Raw genomic sequence first — 16,624 nt, 5'->3', positions numbered from 1 at the left:
CAGGGCCGCGCCTATAGCTGCAGGAAGGCCGAAGCCCATCGTCCCCAGGCCACCTGACGTCAAGAGCCTGCGCGGCTTTGTAAAGGGATACGCTTGAGCTATCCACATCTGGTGTTGCCCCACGTCTGTCGTCACAATGGTCTCATCCGGCAATGCGCGCGCAATGCTTCTCACCAGGTTGCGAGGCTTAAAAGGATCGCCCGATGACTCTTGCTTCACTGAGCACAGCTGCTTGAGTTGACCGATGCGTTCCATCCACTCAGGTCGCTCGTTCCTACGAATAATGGGCAACAAGGCTCGCAGCACCTCACCCGCATCCCCAACAATCGAGAGCTCGGCTCGCCTTATTTTGTTTATTTCCGCCTCGTCCACGTCAACGTGTATGATCGAGGCTTCCGTACAGAATTTGCGTGCATTACCAACAGCCCTGTCGTCGAAACGTGCGCCGAGCGCGAGGACAAGGTCTGCTTCATCCAGCGTAATGTTTGTGAAAGGTGCGCCGTGCATGCCGAGCATCCCGAGATAGAGCGGGTCATCCGGGGGAAACGCGCCAAGACCCATGAGCGTCAACGCGACAGGAATAGAGTTTTTCCTCGAAAGCGAGATCAGCTCTTCGTGGCATCCGGAACTGATAATACCACCCCCGGCATAGAACACGGGTCTTTTCGACTCCTCGATCATCAGGGCTGCACGTTCGATCAGAGAGGAGTCCGGGAGGGAAGGCCCTGAAAGCCTCACATCAGGCAGCTCACCCAACTCGATCTCCTCGATCTGAACGTCCTTGGGGACATCGATAAGGACCGGCCCGGGACGGCCCGATGCCGCGAGGGAGAAGGCTTCCGGTACTACCGAAAGAAGTTCTTCTGCGCTTTTGACCATGAAATTATGTTTGGTGATGTGCATGGTCATGCCGTAGGTATCAACCTCTTGAAAGGCATCAGTGCCGATCATACCTGACGGCACCTGCCCGGTAATAGCAATGAGCGGCACTGAATCGAGTTTCGCGTCAGCGATTGCGGTAAGCAGGTTCGTAGCCCCGGGGCCCGATGTAGCAAAGCATACCGCAGGCTTTCCCGTGGAGCGCGCCATGCCATGAGCAATAAAACCGGCGCCCTGTTCATGGCGTGCCAGCACATGGCGTATATTGCTTCCGTGGAGTGCACTATAGAGAGGGAGATTGGCTCCGCCGGGGATACCCGCAACAACCGTTACACCGTAGCGTTCCAGGAGTTTCACAATAATTTCCGCCCCACAGTACCCCATCACACACCTCCAATGGATTGTGCGCCTGGCTGGCGCACCCAAATAAAAAGCCCCTGCCGGTTCTGCACCGGCAGGGGCTTTAATGACACATGTCAGCCCTAGGGCGGCGCAGACCCGCTCGTCGAAAGTACAAGAACGACTACGAGAGAAAGGCTGATGTTGTTCAGCGCCACCTGGTTGATCACAAAATCCTCGCTAGATTGTTTATCGCACCGATAGTATACATGCATAAGAGCCCCGTCTGTCAACTGAATTCTTAGACATCAGACTTTAAAAATTAAACCCAAACAACTTCCCAGCCTCACGCCACATACTCTCGGCTTTGCGTCTCAAGTCTGAGGTCTGAGGTCCAGTGTCTCAAGTCTGAAGTCTGTCTTTTCCTATTCCACCCATCCCAGCAGTTCAAAAAGGTAGCCATCCGGAAAGGGGACATGGAGCGCCTGCTGAAAAAGAAGATAGATGAAAGCCCACAGGCCTACGGTCAGCAATATCGTGATCAGCCACTTTTCCCGGGACGCGAACTTCAGCTGAATAAAGCTGCAGAGCGCGCCACCTATGGGAAAACCGAGAATCCAGATGGCCAAGAAGTATGCGAGGATCCAGCCGAACATGCCGGCAGTGCGGCGGTTAGCAACATCTCTCGGCACCTCGGGTTCCTCATCCTCAGCAGCTTTCCCCAGTGGACGGCCTTGGGCCTTACCCAACATCTCTCTCCCGAACTGTGCAATCGCAAGCGCAAGAAGCGGGAACCCGATAGCCCAGGGAAAGAGCCCGGCTCTGAAATTAAATTTTCTGCTCTGAAAGAGTGCGAGTGCTAGAACAAAGATAAGGAAAAGAGCAAAAATCATTGACCATTTGTCGACCTTCTTCTTCTCCTTGACCGGCTCTGCAGTACTTTCGCCGCCTGAGCCCGCCATGCGCAACTTTCTTTTCTGCAACCTCCCCTTGATCGCCGGATAAAACGCACCGGCCAGGGTAAGACCTATGAGGACCATTACCGTAGGACGCCATATCCATGCGAGGCCATAGTTGCCGATAGACAGGAACAGCCTGCTTTCCGCGAGGCCGCCCAGGACAAGCCCGAGTATCAGGGGTGGCCGAGGCCACCGCAATTTCTCCAGCACCCAGCCGAACACACCGAAGATGAGCACCAGGATCAGATCAGGGAATGCATTCTTTTCAGCGAACGCGCCGAGGTAGATGAGCATAAGTATAAACGGAATAAGAAGACTCCCCCGTACCTGTGTCACTTTCACCAGCCACTTCAGGAAAAGGAAGATCATGCCCACGGTGATCAGGTTTGAGATGACCGTTATCCAGACAAAGGAGTAGGTGAGGCCGAGGTGTCCTCCCTTTGCTTCGGGGCGCAGCATATCAGGCCCCGGAACAACCCCGTGCATGATAAAAGCACCCATGAGAATCGCCATGAAGACGCTCGCGGGGATACCGAAGGAAACCGTTGTGATAAGGCTTCCTCCCAGCGTTGAGTTATTGGATGCACCCGGACCAAGGACTCCCTCTATAGCCCCCTTGCCAAAACGTTCCTGGTTGGGCGAGCTCTGCACTGCATGCGCGTAAGAGAGCCACTGCGTCGTGGCGCCTCCCATTCCTGGTATGATTGCGCAGAATGTGCCGATGGCCGCGCAACGGAGGACCAGGAAGACATGTCGGAACACGTCGCGCACACCGTCAAGCACCCCGCCCAATGATCCGGTCTTACCGCCGGAAATGCTCGAGCCCGACACGGCTAGATCGATAATTTCAGGGATGGCGAAGAATCCTATGGTAATGGGAACGAGTCCTATGCCATCCCAGAGAAATGTCTGACCGAACGTGAAGCGCTGAATACCAGAGACCGGGTCTAAACCCACTGTGGCAACAAAAAGACCGAGCCCCCCGCACAGCAGACCTTTTATTACGTCGGAGCCGGAAAGCGAGGCGACGAACGTGATGCCGAGAAGAGCGACCATGAAGAACTCAGGGCTTCCGAAGGAAAGCACAATAGGCCGCACAACAGGAACGGCGATCGCAAGCATGAATGCGCCAAAAATGGAGCCGATCAACGCTGCCATCAGCACTGCGCCCAGCGCGCGCCCGGCCTGTCCCTTCTTGGCCATGGGGTGACCGTCGACTATCGTGGCGGCTGTCGTTGGCTCACCCGGTATGCCGAAGAGCACTGACGTGATATCGCCCGTAGTATTGACGACGCACGCCATACCCAGCAGGAATGCAAAGGCTTCGACAGGAGTCATCTTCACAACAAAAGGCAGCATCAAGGCCATGGCCGTGGGACCTCCGAGCCCAGGCAATATGCCCACGGCAAACCCAATGGCGATGCCCAGCAGCATGAGGCTGAACGTCGTCATTGTGAATATCTGTGTTAAGCCAGCAAAGAAACACTGCGCTGTTTCGAGCATTACTTTACCCCCTGGATGAAGCGAAGAAGCGATGATGCGGAACTACAATAACTTCATCCGGTCACTTCTCGCACTTCTGCTTTACCGCTTCCTCGCTTCCTCGGTTCGTCGCTTCCACTCCTCTACTTAAAGAGAATGTCTTTCAGCTTTGCCTTTGTTGCAGCGTCAATTTTGGCTGAGTTGACTACTGCGTTCGCCATGTCTTCGCCGGAAGTATAGTCAAGTGTCATCTGCATCTTCTCGACCTCGGCCAGGAACTCCGCATCTTTCATCGTCTCCTGGAAAGCTTTGCGCAGTATGTCGACGCGCTCTTTCGGCGTTCCGGGCGGCACTGCAAAGGGTCTCGAATAGTCATTCGCGTAAACAGCCGCGATCTGGACGAGCTTTTTCTGCTCGTCGGTTTTTGCGAAGTCAACAATTTTAGGAACGTTCGGCAGTTCCTTGAGGGGTTTGGCTGTGCACTGGATGACAACAATCATGTCGCCAACTTCCAGGGCCCTTTTTCTGTTCGTCTTCACGTTGTCCCATGAAGGGGGTCCGCCTGCGAGTTCACCGCTGTCCGTCGCAATCAGTATGTCTGCGGTACCTTTGTAACCGGTGATTATCTGCGTGGGAAAACCGAGCACATCCTTCATCAAACGGTCCATATTATCCACGAAATTCCCCGGCACGAGGCCGCCAATCTTCACCGGGGTGGGCGAGGTCCGCCACTTTTCTGCCGAGGTGATGCCGCTCTTCTTGCCGAAGACAAACACGGCATTCTCTTTGTTGGCAGCGCCGATGTAAATAAACTTGTTTGGGTCAAAATCATATCCCGGCTGATCCATCATCTGCCCGAGGATAAGTCCGCCGTTGATGTGACCGAGGGTCAACCCGTCAGGCTTGGTCGCTTTGAAAAGCTGGTTAACCTGGATGAGGCCTCCTGCTCCTGTAATGTTCTCCACGATGACTGTGGGATTGCCTGGAATGTGTTTCCCCAGATGACGGGCAACCACTCGTGCCCAGAGATCGAAACCTCCTCCGGCTGAAAACCCTACGGTCACCCGCAAGGTCTTGCCCTGGTAAAACGGAGCCGCAGCGTCCGAAGTGGCGCACACAAATCCCAGCAGCACCACTGCTGCTACCAAAACCATGAGTCGCTTCATAACGTCCCTCCTCTATTAATTTGAGGTATTGTCAGAATCCGCTCTGGCTTCGCGTCTTCCATAAATCTTTCGACAATACCTACTTTACAAACTGGCCAGCGCAATTTGTCTGCACGCGCGCTCTCAATTCGGGTTTAAATCTGTACGTCTCAAAGGGGATCTCCCGGGTCGAATAACTGATCTCCCCGTCCTTTCCCTTCTCTGCGATTATCCACTTCAACCAATTCGAGTCATCGGGAGCAGGGAAATCCTCCCGGTAGAATATGTTTTCCCGCGTCTCTTTTCTCATCAACGCGGCTCTCAGCGTCATCTCCGCTGACAATATCATGGTCTGCGTCTCTCGCGCCTTGATGAGACCCCTCGTCCCTTGAGCCCTCAACTGAGAAAGCTGCCCTGATTTCAGCATTAACACCTCATCCAACGCGGCTTTCAGTTTCGACTCAGTCATGATGATGAGCACATCGGCAGGAAAAAGTATTTCCTGCAGTCTGCGCACCAACTCGTCAGGCTCAACGCCGGACCCCACCCGCAGCGGTTGAAAGAATAATTCATGACTGGCCTGCGCGGAACCAAAATCAACCCTGCGCCCTCCCTTGTTCTCGTTCTCTTCCATGGCATGGCGTGCGGCACTTTCTCCAGCGGTGTACCCGGACCATGTGCACGCAGCAATCGACCAACCCGTGAACGGATTAATGCCGAGTGTTCTGGCCATGCCCGCGGCAAAAAGTCCTCTCAGAGAGGTTTTGCACGCGCAATCCGCATCGATGCCAAGCTTGTTCGATTCATACGCCGGTTGCCACTCGATGTTATCGTTCAGTATGTCGTAGCCTTTTTCCCGCCGGCATTTTTCCCTTAGAATCGGCTGCCATCCATGACTGACCATCAGCACTCGGAACCTCTCACGCTCTTCATCTGCCATGGATTTCACATCGATCGTTATCGGTACATTACCCTTTAGGGCCTCCTTTGCGGCGGCCATGACTATCCTGGAAGATGGGGCCCGGTCTCTGAGTTCCGGGTCGTACCTCTCCATAAAGTACGCACCGCTGCCATTCACCCAGCGCGCGCCCATGGCAGGCAGTATCCCTGAACCCTCCAACTCATGCCTCACCGGACGTATATTGATGTAATGAAATTCCGGGTTTTTGATACGAGCCCCTGTATTGTACGCCATGAAGGGACCTGTACCCTGCAGTTCGCACGCGAGATGGTGACCCCGGTAGCTTCCCGAGTTGGTCGCCACAATCACGCTTCCGGCCCTGAACAGGTAGTTGCGCGAATCCTTCACGCCTATACCAACAGCCCCTGTTACGCCATTATCCTCATCTTTGACCAGATCGTATATGCACACGTGATCAACAAATTGTGCGCCCCTCGATATTGCCAGTTTTCTCAGAATTGTCACTTCGTCAGCAGCGGTCGCGTTCTCAAGCCACAGGTTTCTCACGCTTTGCGTTCCACGGGCCTTGGTAGAGGTGTATGAACCATTCTTCTTGCGAAACATCAGCCCGAAGGATTCCAGGTCTTTGAGCCTCGCGTACGAGCCCTCAAAGACCGCACGCACCATGTCCTGTTCAACAAGCCATTCGTTGCCCAGCGCTATCTGACGGACATATTCATCCACATTGTCTTCAGGAAGGAGCACCATCCTGGCACCCGAAGCAAAAAAAGAGTGTCCCGACTTTCCCGCAAAGGACTTGTCCACAAGGACGACCGATGAACCACACGCCGAAGCCCTCAGCGCTGCCCAGAGGCCCCCGAAGCCTCCACCCACAATAAGTACGTCTGATTGGAGTACGTTCCATGCAGGCAGTTCTCTCTTCATGCCGGCTTCTTTCCTGCCGAAGAGATCGGCCACGCCATGGGTTTGACTTTTCTGAAAGGGTGCACGTCAATCGCTTTGACCGGGCAGGCAGTTTCACAACTGAAGCAGGTCCAGCAATCCATAGGATAGGCGATGTGTGCTTTACCCGAGTGGTCCATCTCGATGACATCACCAGGGCAGAACTCCGCGCAAATGGTGCATCCGATGCATACGTCGCGATTTATACTACGAATCATACTTCGGGGTCTTTCTCGACGTAAGATGCTAGAATATCAAGGACAGTGTAGTCAAGGAGAATGTGGGGCTCACAGCGGCTGAAAAGCAATGCTGCGAGTGCAAATCCTAAATCCTAATGTCGAAATCCTAAACAATACCGAATGACCAAAATCCAAAACCAAAAAAATGCGCGGAACTTTGTTTAGAATATTTGATATTCGAATTTGAATTACAAGACGCAGCAATAGCGCAGCATCCTGTAAGGGCAACGCCGGTGTGCGCTTGAAGGTAAATCGTTGTTAGAGCTTGAGGAGCACCATGTTCGACTTGGGATCCAACTCCCGCCTTGCCTTCACTCCTGTGATCTCGAGGATTATAGCTTCCAGAACGAGGAAGGCGTTCCCTTGCTCTCTGAGACAGCCCACTTTTACCGCATCACGTTTACCGTACGAACCGTGAAGATGGATCCTGGGTTCATTACCTTCCCAGAATATTGTGCCGATAGCTGCAGCCTCGTGACTCTCTGTAAGCGTTCGCCACACAGGATTCGGGGGGAGTTCATCTTTGTCAGGTCCTACCACGATGGTAGCCTCGGTCACGCCACCGACAAGGTAGACAACCGCTGCCCTAATCTCTTCGCTCTTTGCTATCGCTATAAGGGTGTCGAGGATCGGTTCACCGTCCTCAAGCCTTGCCACTAGGCACCTTCCCACTCCGCCAACCTGATATTTCATAACGCGATCCACCTCCTGCCGGTAAAAACCTCGGGCTTACATGCAGAACTATGATATCACGTTACGTAGATTGTGACTATACGTGAGGCACGATACTGAGACACGCTACTAAAGAAATATAGGTTTTTTCTAGTTTGTTGGAGACTTGTCTGACTCGGCAAGAAGTTTACGTACCAGCCCGAGCAGATCCGATTCGCGGTATGGTTTGTCCAGAAAAGCGTCTATCCCCATGTCCTTCAGTTTTTCCCGTCGGCTCTCGTTCATGAATCCGCTGGAAACAACGACTTTCGTGTCAATACCCAGTTCCTTGAGACGCTTCAGTACTCCCTCACCTTTAAGTTTGGGCAACATCATATCGAGGATAACAAGATCAATCGGTTTGTGCTGCAGCAATTCCACGGCTTTCAGCCCATCAGCCGCGTGCAAAACTCTTAATCCCTCCCGCTCCAGGATCCCTCCCGCCAGTTCCCGGATTGTCTCCTCGTCCTCCGCCACGAGTACTGTGCCACTCTGCGTTGGGGGCACTGTTTCAGGTCCAGGCTGTGCAAGTTCCTTTTTGCCTGTGTCGACCGGCACGTATATCCTGAAACAGGTTCCTTGCCTGGGCTCGCTCTCGAGCTCGATAAAGCCGCCATGGTTCCGCACGCACCTGTCAACCATATAGAGCCCCATGCCTAATCTGCTGCCGTTCTTCTTTGTGGTCAGGAAAGGCTCAAAAAGCTTGCGTCTGATATCCTCATCAATACCAGCCCCGTTGTCTTCTATTTCAATCATGATACAATCTTTGCTGCCTTGCTGTTTCTTCCGTCTGGACCGTACCGTTAGTATTCCGCCCTCAGTCATGGCGTCTCGCGCGTTCACGCACAGATTCAAAAGTGCGTGCTGCAGATCACCCTCATTCCCCACGACAGGAGGAAGCAACGGGTCCAGATCTTTGACTATCTCAAGGCCCCGGAAGCTTTCGCCGAGCAGAAAAAGTACATCATTGATAATCATGTTTATGTCTACGATGCCGTTGGGTCGTCTTTGCCGTCTGGAGAAATTGAGCAGGTGTTCCGTCACTTTCGCCGCGCGACGGGCAGAGCTTTCAATCACTTCAACGTAGCGGGAGAGCTTCTTATCCTCGCTCACAAACTTCTTCATCAGGGACGCGTAACCGAGTACGCCCGTGAGGAGGTTGTTATAGTCATGTGCTATCCCCCCGGCGAGTTTACCTATGCTCTCCATTTTGTTCCTGTGGTTGTCTTCTTCTTCCAGAAGCTTCTCGTCCATGACATCTTTCAGCACAATGCTCTTGAAAACCACTACTCCTGCTTCGTCCTTGACCGGATAGCTATCCAGCTCAAAGAACTTGAGTCCGTCACCCGTCCGATACTCAATATTTCCGTGGAGTACGAGATCTTTGTCCAAGGAATCCCTATCTATTCCGGAAATCAGATTTTCTATCTTCTCCCCGACAAGAAGCGCTTTTCTTTCATCAAAATTCTTCCTCGCCTTTCTATTCGCAAAGGAGATACGGCCGCTTCTGTCTACGAGCAGGAGCGCATCAGGGAACTGGTCGATAACGGCATTGAGAAGCGTTTTGGTCACGACAAGTCTTGAGTCGAGATCGTGCAGGCGCAACTCGTCCAGCGCCCTCAGACGACGCATCGAACTATTCAGGAGCATCGATTTATTCAGTACCTGGCACAGGAGTTCAAGCTCCCGCAGTACGTGATCATCGAACTGGACGGTCTCTTTCTTGCCAAGGATCAGATACCCGAACACATCAACATCCTGCACCAACGGGTAGATATAGAGCGTTCCGTAGTCTGAGACACCGTTCAGCAGGCAGGGAGAAAAGAGCCCCCTGTTCAATCGCTCTATTTCCTGAAGGGAAAGGCTTTTCAGGGAATCGTCAATCGTAAAAAAGCCCTCCAGCAGGTCTTCTCTCCGCAGTATCTGGCACATATCAAACTCTGTCTCTTCCACGAAGACTTTGGGCATGTAGCCGATCAGGCTTTCGCCGTCTTCCACATACTGGAAGATCTTCATGATGATGGAATAATTGGCAATCGTCCTCTCGTAGAAATTCCACTGGAAAAGCATTGAGTCAGGGTTGAATTTATTCTTTTTCATGGTGCCGATCCAAGAAGCTCTAGTATGCGTTCCGTTTCTTTATCGATCCTGGGCTTTTCGCGGTTAAGGACCAATCCGTCCATCCCGAGATCAGCATCAGGAAAATGCGCGAAGACGTCTGCCGTTCGTATCATGCCAAGAAGCGATTCAGATTCTCCCACCGGTGTGTTGTCGTGGTGATACCTGATTACATCTCCAAATTCCGACGGAAACCTCCATTTCATCGACAGGTAATAACCTATCTCCTGGTGGTCTATGCCGAATCTTGATCGTTCCTCGCTGCACAAGTCCCTTCGTATGCCATTACAACCATTGATCAAGTGCCGGTAATCGTCGAGGTACATGTAAAGAATCACCTTGCCGATATCGTGCACCAGGGCCAGCGTAAATACCTTCTCCGGCTCCTCGACGAGAGTATTTGTGGAAAGCACTTTAGCAGTGTACGCAACGTACACCGAATGCTTCCACAGGTCCATCAGATCCTCGTCCCGCAAGGCGAGTTTACGGAGTATACCTTCCAGGAAGACAAGGCAGGTGACGATATACTTCAGTTCCTCAAGCCCTATAATGATCATGGCCCGCTGCAGGCTCATGATTTTCACCCCTCTGCTGTAATAGGCAGAGTTTGCAATGCTGATGATTTTTGAGGACATGGCCTGATCGTACCGCACAATATCGACCAGTTCCCGGAAGGAAACGTTCTTGTCATTAAGTACCTCGAAGACCCGATCCACGATAGTGCTCAAGGTTGGAAGCACCCTGAGCGTCTTGGCCTTCGTCAGCAATTCTTCCCTGATGGTTTGCGTATGCATTTACCTATATATATTGTCGAACGGGAGGGGAAAAGGTTAAGTAATTCGTCGTTCTGGAGGTGCAGCAGCCGCTCGCCGCTTAACCCACTCTTCTGAATGCGTTAGCCTTTATTGCAGCGTAGAGTTCTGTTCCTGCGGCTATGCCCAACTCCTCGGCTGCCTGCTTGATTATTTCCGCCACGAGACGACCGCCGCCGCAGTCCAGGTCAACACCGATTCTATTGCCGGCATCGAAGACGTTGACCACCGTGCACTTGAGCAGATTGCGAGCGCTGATCGCCTCAGGATGACTCTTGAAGAGCATGATGTCCGTTGATGACAACTCGAAGAGGCCTTCAGGCCGATTGTCGCCGACAGTGGTAAGCAACTGTCCGTCACCCCAGGTGTAGGCGTAAAGCGCGTCCACCTGACGCGGCTCGGAAAGCCGGAGGAGATTCATGTAGCCGGCCATGCTTTGTCCCATCCGCTTACGCACGAGATCTTCCGCCGTGGTCTGCTCCACTACCCGTCCGCCGGCAAGGTGGAGGATGCTGTCCGTCATAATTCGCATTTCCAGCAGTGAATGAGAAATGAAGAGATAGGGGATCCTGAATGCTTTACACGCGTTCCTGAGGAAGGGAACGATGTGGAATTTCAACGTGTCGTCAAGTGCTGACAATGGCTCATCGAGTAGCAGCAAGCGCGGGTTGCCCAGCACTGCCCGGCCGATTGCAACGCGCTGTTTCTCTCCTCCGGAGAGATGTTTTACACCGCGTCACAGCAGGTTTTTGATTTCCAGGACTTCCACCACGTCGTCAAAAGCGATCTTGCGGTTTCCTGATGCACAACGCTTGTAGCCGTAAAGAAGATTTCCTTTCACGCTGAGGTGGGGGAACAGGCTGGGGCGCTGAAACACCATACCCATCTGCCTGTTTTCCGTTCTCATATTTAACCCCCTGCCGCCATCAAAGAGAGTTTCTCCGTCAAGCATGATGGAGCCCCTGTCCGGCTTGACAAGCCCGGCAATGAGGCCGACCAGGGTCGATTTGCCGCCTCCTGAAGGCCCGAAGATACCGATCCTTTCTCCCTGGACCGTAAAATCCACATCCAGGGAGAAGCTCGGGAATCGTTTTTCTATTTTTACGCTGAGTTCCATCTTAATCACCCCTCACGATGCGCCTGCCGAGCCACTCGTGAAACACGAGAACGACAACGGAGATAGCTATGGACACAGCGCAGAGACTGAGCGCCATGATATCGCCCTTTGGAGAGCTGGCGTATTCATAAATGGCGAGAGGTATGGTCTGCGTCACACCGGGTATATTACCGGCCACTATCACCGTAGCTCCGAACTCACCAAGCCCCCGTGCGAACATAAGCGCTGAGCCGGCGATGATCCCGCGGACCGAAAGAGGCAGGATAACCGTAATGATACGATCGAGCATCCTCGCACCCAAGAGGCGGGAGACCTGGACAAGCCTGCCATCGATTGCCTCCATGGAAGTCCGCATCGATCTAACCATGAGAGGAAACCCGACCACCGCCGTAGCGATCACTGCCGCCTTCCAGGTAAAGATCAGCTTGATGCCGAGTGGCTGGAGCACCCACCTCCCGATCGGCCCGTTGTGTCCCAGCAGAATGAGCAGGAGAAAACCGATCACCACCGGGGGCAGGGTTAAGGGAAGATTGACAGCCACATCAACAATAATCCTTCCGCGGAAGCGGCGGTAGGTCATTACGTAGGCCACCGCAAAACCAAAAGGCAGCGAGAGCAGGGTCGCCGTAACCGCCACCTTGAGCGAAAGATACATTGCCGAGTAATCGGCAGGGGTAAAACCGAACATGATTGCTTCCGTATTCCTTTTTTACTTTAATGGGAATCCATGTCTTGTAAGGACTGCCTTTGCCTCTGCCGACTGAAGGAACTTGAAAAATGCGACTGCTTCGACTTTCTTCGAACCGGCCACGGTCAACCCCATAGGGTAGGTCACCCGGGGGTAGAGATCCTGAGGAACGGTGAAGAGGATTTTCACGTTCTTGGCCATTTCCTCAGCATCGGTCTTGTAGACAAAGGCGCCGTCCACTTCGCCACGATCTGCATAGAGAAGACACTCGCGCACGTCCCTTGCCATAACCAGTTTGCTCTCAAGCTGTTTTTCTATGCCAGCCTTCTTCAATGCCTGCATCGCATAATCTCCCGCTGGTACGCTCTTTGGACTGCCGATGGCGATCTTATTTAGCCTAGCTACATCCTCCAGCCTGCTTACCTTAAGGTCCGGTTTACCAACGAACACCAACGCATTATACACGAAAATGGTGATATTCTTCTCGTCAACAAATTTTTTCTCCTTCAGGTACTCCATCCACTCCGTGTTGGCTGAGAAAAAGAGATCGGCAGGAGCACCGTTCTCGATCTGTTTGGCCAGTGCGCCCGACGCGCCGAAGTTGTTCAGGAACTTGACATCGGGTGTCTTTTTCGCAAAAATATCACACAGTTCGGTTACAGCGTCCCGTAAGCTTGCGGCTACGGAGAGATTGATGTCGGCCGCGCGGGCAGACACGGCAATCAGCGCAAGAACGGCCAGAACCAGGATCAAACTGCGAATCATGTTTCTCATAATACGTTCTCCTCTTGCATTTTTTTGCCTCTATCCTTTTTCATAACACCTGCTACTGGATTTCAAAGCCGTACTTCAGTAGGAAGGGCTTGGCCTGCGCCGAGTGCAGGTACGACGAGAAGTCAACAGCCTCCTTCTTTTTTACTCCCGAGACCGTGAGCGCCGACATGTACACAACCCTTGAATAAAGATTCTGCGGTACGGTGAACCAGATATCTACTTCTTTGGAAAGAAGCGCGTCCGTCCTGTAGACAAAGGCGCCATCCGCTTCTCCCCTTTCAGCGTACAAGAGAGACTCGCGCACGTCCCTGGCCATAACCAGTTTTCCTTCCAGCTGTTTCTCAAGCCCCGCATTCCTGAGCGCTTCAATGGCATATTCGCCGGCAGGCACGCTTTTCGGGCTCCCCACTGCTATCCGATTGAGCGTCGTCAATTCATCGAGACGTGAAACACGGCGCAGCCCCTTGCCGACGAAGACTACTGTGTTATAGGCAAAAGGGCTGATGGTAGCCGGATCCACATGCTTTTTTTCTTTCAGGTAGTCCATCCATTCACGATTGGCTGTGAACACGATATCTATCTGGGCCCCGCTGTCGAGCTGCCTGGCCAAGACCCCGGAAACGACTATACTTTTGATTATTGTAACAGATTGATTGCTCTGGACGAAGCTCGCGCCGAGGTCATTCAGCACGTCTTTCAATCCGGCGCCTCCCGCAACGGTTATTTCTCCGGCGCCGGAGCAAAGAGGGAAGGCAACCAGCATAATACATGCGACAAGAAACTTGACCATGCACTCTCCATGAATGCTGCATCGGTCAGAGCACAGGGAGCATAGAGACGCCAATGTCCGCGGGTTTACCGAAATAGACCGAAGACAGGACAATGACATCAACTCCCGTTGCTGCGTATTCTGCAACATTGTTTTCGTTAATGCCGCCTGCCGCCGATACCTTGACGGCCGGGGCAGTCACTCTCACTTCTCTCACCACCGCGGCTAATTCACCGGTTTTCAACTTGTCCAGCTGTACCACATCAACACCATGTCCGGCTATCTGCACTGCTTCGGCAGCACTCTGGGCCTCTACGAGTATCTTGGTCTCTTTAGCTTTGGTGCGCAGGTTCGGAATCGTCTTTAGAAATGTTTCGAGGCCGCCCATAAACGCGGTGTGCTGTTTGAACACGAGGATCGTCTCTGAAAGCCCCAATCGATGCGGAAGCGCTCCACCGGCCATGATGGCCTTGATCACGATCTTTTTTGTGCCGGGAAAAGATTTACGCGTGGTTACCACCGTTATTTCCGGGTTGACCGCTCGCGCAGCCTTAACAATGCGCGCCGTACGGCTTGCAACGCCTGAGGCGTACTCAAGGATATTGAGGGCCACCTTCCATCCTGAGTGTAAGACCTCAGCCGATCCCTCGGCCTCCATGAATTCCGTGCCGGCGGCCACGAGCGTTCCACTCGGCAACGCACGGGTCACCCTGCCGCCCAGCTTCTCCAAAAGGCGCGCCGCCTCTTCCGTGCAGCATAGCGTTGTCTCTTCGCGGGTCGTAAACAGTATCCTCCCCGGTTTCCCTCCGATGCCAAGAAGGTGTGTAGTCAGGTCGCCGTAAGGAGCATCTTCCTGGATGAAATACTCAATGTCGGAATCAGGAACATAGTGAAGCATCGGAACCTGTGTACGAATTTGTCTGTAGTGCGGTGCTATTTCACGCCTACGATAACGCTCGATGCCTTGAAAAGAGCGTACGCTTCGCCGCCCTTTTTCAATCCCAGACTCCTGGCGCTGCCGAGGGTGATGACCGCGGTGATCACGTTTCCTGATCCCACGTCGATGTCCACTTCGGTACTCACCGGTCCTTCGACTACTTTGACAACTTTGCCTTTCATGACATTACGGGTGCTCAGCTTGGCGCCTTCAAGGTTGGTGCCTACGATCACGTACGTTGCTTTGATTACCGCACAGGCTGCCATCCCTTCCTTGAGACCGAGGTTTGCAACCGCACCGTTCGTAATGATCGCAGTCACTTCGGTCCCGCTTTCCAGGTTGATCACCACTTCACTATTGACCGCACCTCTCTTGATTTTTGCTACAACGCCCCAGAACACGTTTCGTGCGCTTAGTTTCATGAGTTACCCCCTTTACTTCGGACTCTCCCGTCAGGCAATTTCTAGTCTCGGCTGCGAAGCGTCAGGCACCGAATGCGCCATCGGACCACGATGTTATATACTACAATATATAACGCTAGTCAAGGCCTTCCGCTTGAGTAAGCGCACCACGGTAGTCACGTTTTTTCTTGCAAACACTCTTCACTGAACCTCTTTCAACAATTGATCGGAGCGGTCCTTGAGGACCACGGGATGCAGACGGGTCTTGTCAATTTCTATCGTTGATTTCTATCAACCCATGGTTCTCATATTAAGAGAGGACTTGTGCTGCTGGGTCGGGGCGTGTGGATTTAAGCATTTATCCAAGCAATAGTTTTTACACTTCCTCCTGTAACTGAAGTATCGGAAGACGTCACTTCATCGCACCGAGTCAACCGGTTGCTGCGTTGTGTTGTTCATTCTTTTTCTGTCTGGTGTTTCTTCTGTTTTATCGCACGCCATACCTTTTCGTACGTGAAAGGAAGACTGTCGATGTATACGCCTGTGGCATCGAAAATCGCGTTGGCCACACAGCCTTCGGTCGGCACACTCGATCCTTCGCCAACCTCCTTCACTCCCCACGGTCCGGCAGGGTCCGAACTTTCCACTATCAGTGAATTAAGCATGGGTATATCGAGCGTGGTGGGCAATCTGTACTCGGCGAGGTTGGGATTCAGGACGCGCCCCTTTTCATCGAACCGTACCTCCTCCCAGATGGCTTCTCCTATACCCATGTAAAGCCCGCCATGCACCTGCCCCTCAACGAGAGCGGGATTTATCACAGTGCCGGAATCGTGCACATCCCAGGCGCCATGCAGCGATATCTCGCCCGTCTCCTCATCTACCTCCAGCTCAATAACCTGAGTGGAGAAGCTATACGCCGGTGATGTCCCGACCGCTGCGCCTTTAAAGCGACCACCGAGCTTCGGCGGCGAATAAGAGCCGTGCCCTACGAGAAGCCCCTTTTTGACGAAATGCTCCCGGGCCACCTCCGAAAAGGTTCGCGCGATAGCCGGGTTATTCTTCAGAAAGACCATAGCGTCTCTGCAGTCCAATTCAGCAGGATTAACTTCCATCATCTGCCCGGCGGTTTCCAGGATCTGCTTCTTGATCATCTCGCCTGCCCTCTTGACCGCTGTGCCTGCCATAAGCGTCTGACGGCTGGAATAAGCACCGAAATCATGGGGCGTTCTTTCTGTATCGGCAGAGATAACCGTCATATTCTCGTACCTGAATCCCATTGCTTCTGCTGCCATCTGGCAGAGCACCGTATCCGATCCCTGCCCGATGTCTGCCGCGCCCGTGTAAAGCGTTGCGGCGGACCCGTCATCATTCACCTTGATGAGCGCTG

15 protein-coding genes and 1 pseudogene are annotated in these 16,624 nt (G+C 53.1%); all 16 read right to left on the bottom strand.

What is annotated here, in order from left to right:
• Nucleotides 1-1,263 (bottom strand): biosynthetic-type acetolactate synthase large subunit (ilvB, locus tag VMT71_16015; protein ID HVN25477.1); only part of this gene is annotated, 1,263 nt, incomplete at its 3' end.
• A 380-nt stretch (nucleotides 1,264-1,643) separates the two neighbouring features.
• The gene (locus tag VMT71_16010) at nucleotides 1,644-3,680 is read right to left on the bottom strand and encodes a tripartite tricarboxylate transporter permease (protein ID HVN25476.1); all 2,037 of its coding nucleotides are present in this window, start codon (nucleotides 3,678-3,680) and stop codon (nucleotides 1,644-1,646) included.
• Between the two features lie 122 nt (nucleotides 3,681-3,802).
• Nucleotides 3,803-4,825: a tripartite tricarboxylate transporter substrate-binding protein gene (locus VMT71_16005; protein ID HVN25475.1), complete on the bottom strand. Its 1,023-nt coding sequence runs from the start codon at nucleotides 4,823-4,825 to the stop codon at nucleotides 3,803-3,805.
• A 79-nt stretch (nucleotides 4,826-4,904) separates the two neighbouring features.
• Nucleotides 4,905-6,650 carry an FAD-binding protein gene (locus tag VMT71_16000; GenBank protein HVN25474.1) on the bottom strand — a complete coding sequence of 582 codons (1,746 nt, stop codon included), beginning with the start codon at nucleotides 6,648-6,650 and terminating at the stop codon, nucleotides 4,905-4,907.
• A complete protein-coding gene (locus VMT71_15995) occupies nucleotides 6,647-6,886 on the bottom strand; it encodes a ferredoxin family protein (GenBank protein HVN25473.1) in 240 nt (79 codons plus the stop codon). The genes VMT71_16000 and VMT71_15995 overlap by 4 nt, the downstream gene beginning before the upstream one ends.
• A 279-nt stretch (nucleotides 6,887-7,165) precedes the next feature.
• The gene (locus VMT71_15990; GenBank protein ID HVN25472.1) at nucleotides 7,166-7,600 is read right to left on the bottom strand and encodes a DUF296 domain-containing protein; all 435 of its coding nucleotides are present in this window, start codon (nucleotides 7,598-7,600) and stop codon (nucleotides 7,166-7,168) included.
• Nucleotides 7,601-7,729: 129 nt separating this feature from the next.
• Nucleotides 7,730-9,718, bottom strand: a complete 1,989-nt coding sequence (locus tag VMT71_15985) for an ATP-binding protein (GenBank protein ID HVN25471.1) — start codon at nucleotides 9,716-9,718, stop codon at nucleotides 7,730-7,732.
• Entirely contained in the window at nucleotides 9,715-10,503 is a 789-nt protein-coding gene (locus VMT71_15980; GenBank protein ID HVN25470.1) for an HDOD domain-containing protein, read from the bottom strand. Before VMT71_15980 ends, VMT71_15985 begins: the two co-directional genes overlap by 4 nt.
• A gap of 106 nt (nucleotides 10,504-10,609) precedes the next feature.
• Nucleotides 10,610-11,188, bottom strand: a complete 579-nt coding sequence (locus VMT71_15975; protein ID HVN25469.1) for a TOBE domain-containing protein — start codon at nucleotides 11,186-11,188, stop codon at nucleotides 10,610-10,612.
• Nucleotides 11,189-11,197: 9 nt separating this feature from the next.
• Nucleotides 11,198-11,665 (bottom strand): annotated as a pseudogene (locus tag VMT71_15970) (ATP-binding cassette domain-containing protein).
• A 1-nt stretch (nucleotide 11,666) separates the two neighbouring features.
• The gene (gene modB / locus VMT71_15965; protein ID HVN25468.1) at nucleotides 11,667-12,353 is read right to left on the bottom strand and encodes a molybdate ABC transporter permease subunit; all 687 of its coding nucleotides are present in this window, start codon (nucleotides 12,351-12,353) and stop codon (nucleotides 11,667-11,669) included.
• A 21-nt stretch (nucleotides 12,354-12,374) separates the two neighbouring features.
• Nucleotides 12,375-13,127: a molybdate ABC transporter substrate-binding protein gene (gene modA / locus VMT71_15960; protein ID HVN25467.1), complete on the bottom strand. Its 753-nt coding sequence runs from the start codon at nucleotides 13,125-13,127 to the stop codon at nucleotides 12,375-12,377.
• Between the two features lie 52 nt (nucleotides 13,128-13,179).
• Complete coding sequence (gene modA, locus VMT71_15955; protein HVN25466.1) at nucleotides 13,180-13,917, bottom strand: molybdate ABC transporter substrate-binding protein; 738 nt, start codon at nucleotides 13,915-13,917, stop codon at nucleotides 13,180-13,182.
• A gap of 25 nt (nucleotides 13,918-13,942) precedes the next feature.
• Nucleotides 13,943-14,794, bottom strand: coding sequence for a ModD protein (gene modD / locus VMT71_15950; GenBank protein ID HVN25465.1), 852 nt, complete (start codon nucleotides 14,792-14,794; stop codon nucleotides 13,943-13,945).
• Nucleotides 14,795-14,829: 35 nt separating this feature from the next.
• Complete coding sequence (locus VMT71_15945) at nucleotides 14,830-15,255, bottom strand: TOBE domain-containing protein (GenBank protein ID HVN25464.1); 426 nt, start codon at nucleotides 15,253-15,255, stop codon at nucleotides 14,830-14,832.
• Between the two features lie 434 nt (nucleotides 15,256-15,689).
• A partial coding sequence (locus tag VMT71_15940; protein HVN25463.1) for a molybdopterin cofactor-binding domain-containing protein occupies nucleotides 15,690-16,624 on the bottom strand: 935 nt, incomplete at its 5' end.

Source organism: Syntrophorhabdales bacterium (assembly GCA_035541455.1).
Classification (GTDB): domain Bacteria; phylum Desulfobacterota; class Syntrophorhabdia; order Syntrophorhabdales; family WCHB1-27; genus JADGQN01.
This window is presented reverse-complemented; position numbering and strand designations above follow the sequence as displayed.

What these genes read in the sequence shown, in the direction of transcription:
- VMT71_16010 (HVN25476.1), bottom strand. Translation starts at nt 3,680, where the DNA reads ATGCTCGAAACAGCGCAGTGTTTCTTTGCTGGCTTAACACAGATATTC.
- VMT71_16005 (HVN25475.1), bottom strand. Translation starts at nt 4,825, where the DNA reads ATGAAGCGACTCATGGTTTTGGTAGCAGCAGTGGTGCTGCTGGGATTT.
- VMT71_16000 (HVN25474.1), bottom strand. Translation starts at nt 6,650, where the DNA reads ATGAAGAGAGAACTGCCTGCATGGAACGTACTCCAATCAGACGTACTT.
- VMT71_15995 (HVN25473.1), bottom strand. Translation starts at nt 6,886, where the DNA reads ATGATTCGTAGTATAAATCGCGACGTATGCATCGGATGCACCATTTGC.
- VMT71_15990 (HVN25472.1), bottom strand. Translation starts at nt 7,600, where the DNA reads ATGAAATATCAGGTTGGCGGAGTGGGAAGGTGCCTAGTGGCAAGGCTT.
- VMT71_15985 (HVN25471.1), bottom strand. Translation starts at nt 9,718, where the DNA reads ATGAAAAAGAATAAATTCAACCCTGACTCAATGCTTTTCCAGTGGAAT.
- modB (HVN25468.1), bottom strand. Translation starts at nt 12,353, where the DNA reads ATGTTCGGTTTTACCCCTGCCGATTACTCGGCAATGTATCTTTCGCTC.
- modA (HVN25467.1), bottom strand. Translation starts at nt 13,127, where the DNA reads ATGAGAAACATGATTCGCAGTTTGATCCTGGTTCTGGCCGTTCTTGCG.
- modA (HVN25466.1), bottom strand. Translation starts at nt 13,917, where the DNA reads ATGGTCAAGTTTCTTGTCGCATGTATTATGCTGGTTGCCTTCCCTCTT.
- modD (HVN25465.1), bottom strand. Translation starts at nt 14,794, where the DNA reads ATGCTTCACTATGTTCCTGATTCCGACATTGAGTATTTCATCCAGGAA.
- VMT71_15945 (HVN25464.1), bottom strand. Translation starts at nt 15,255, where the DNA reads ATGAAACTAAGCGCACGAAACGTGTTCTGGGGCGTTGTAGCAAAAATC.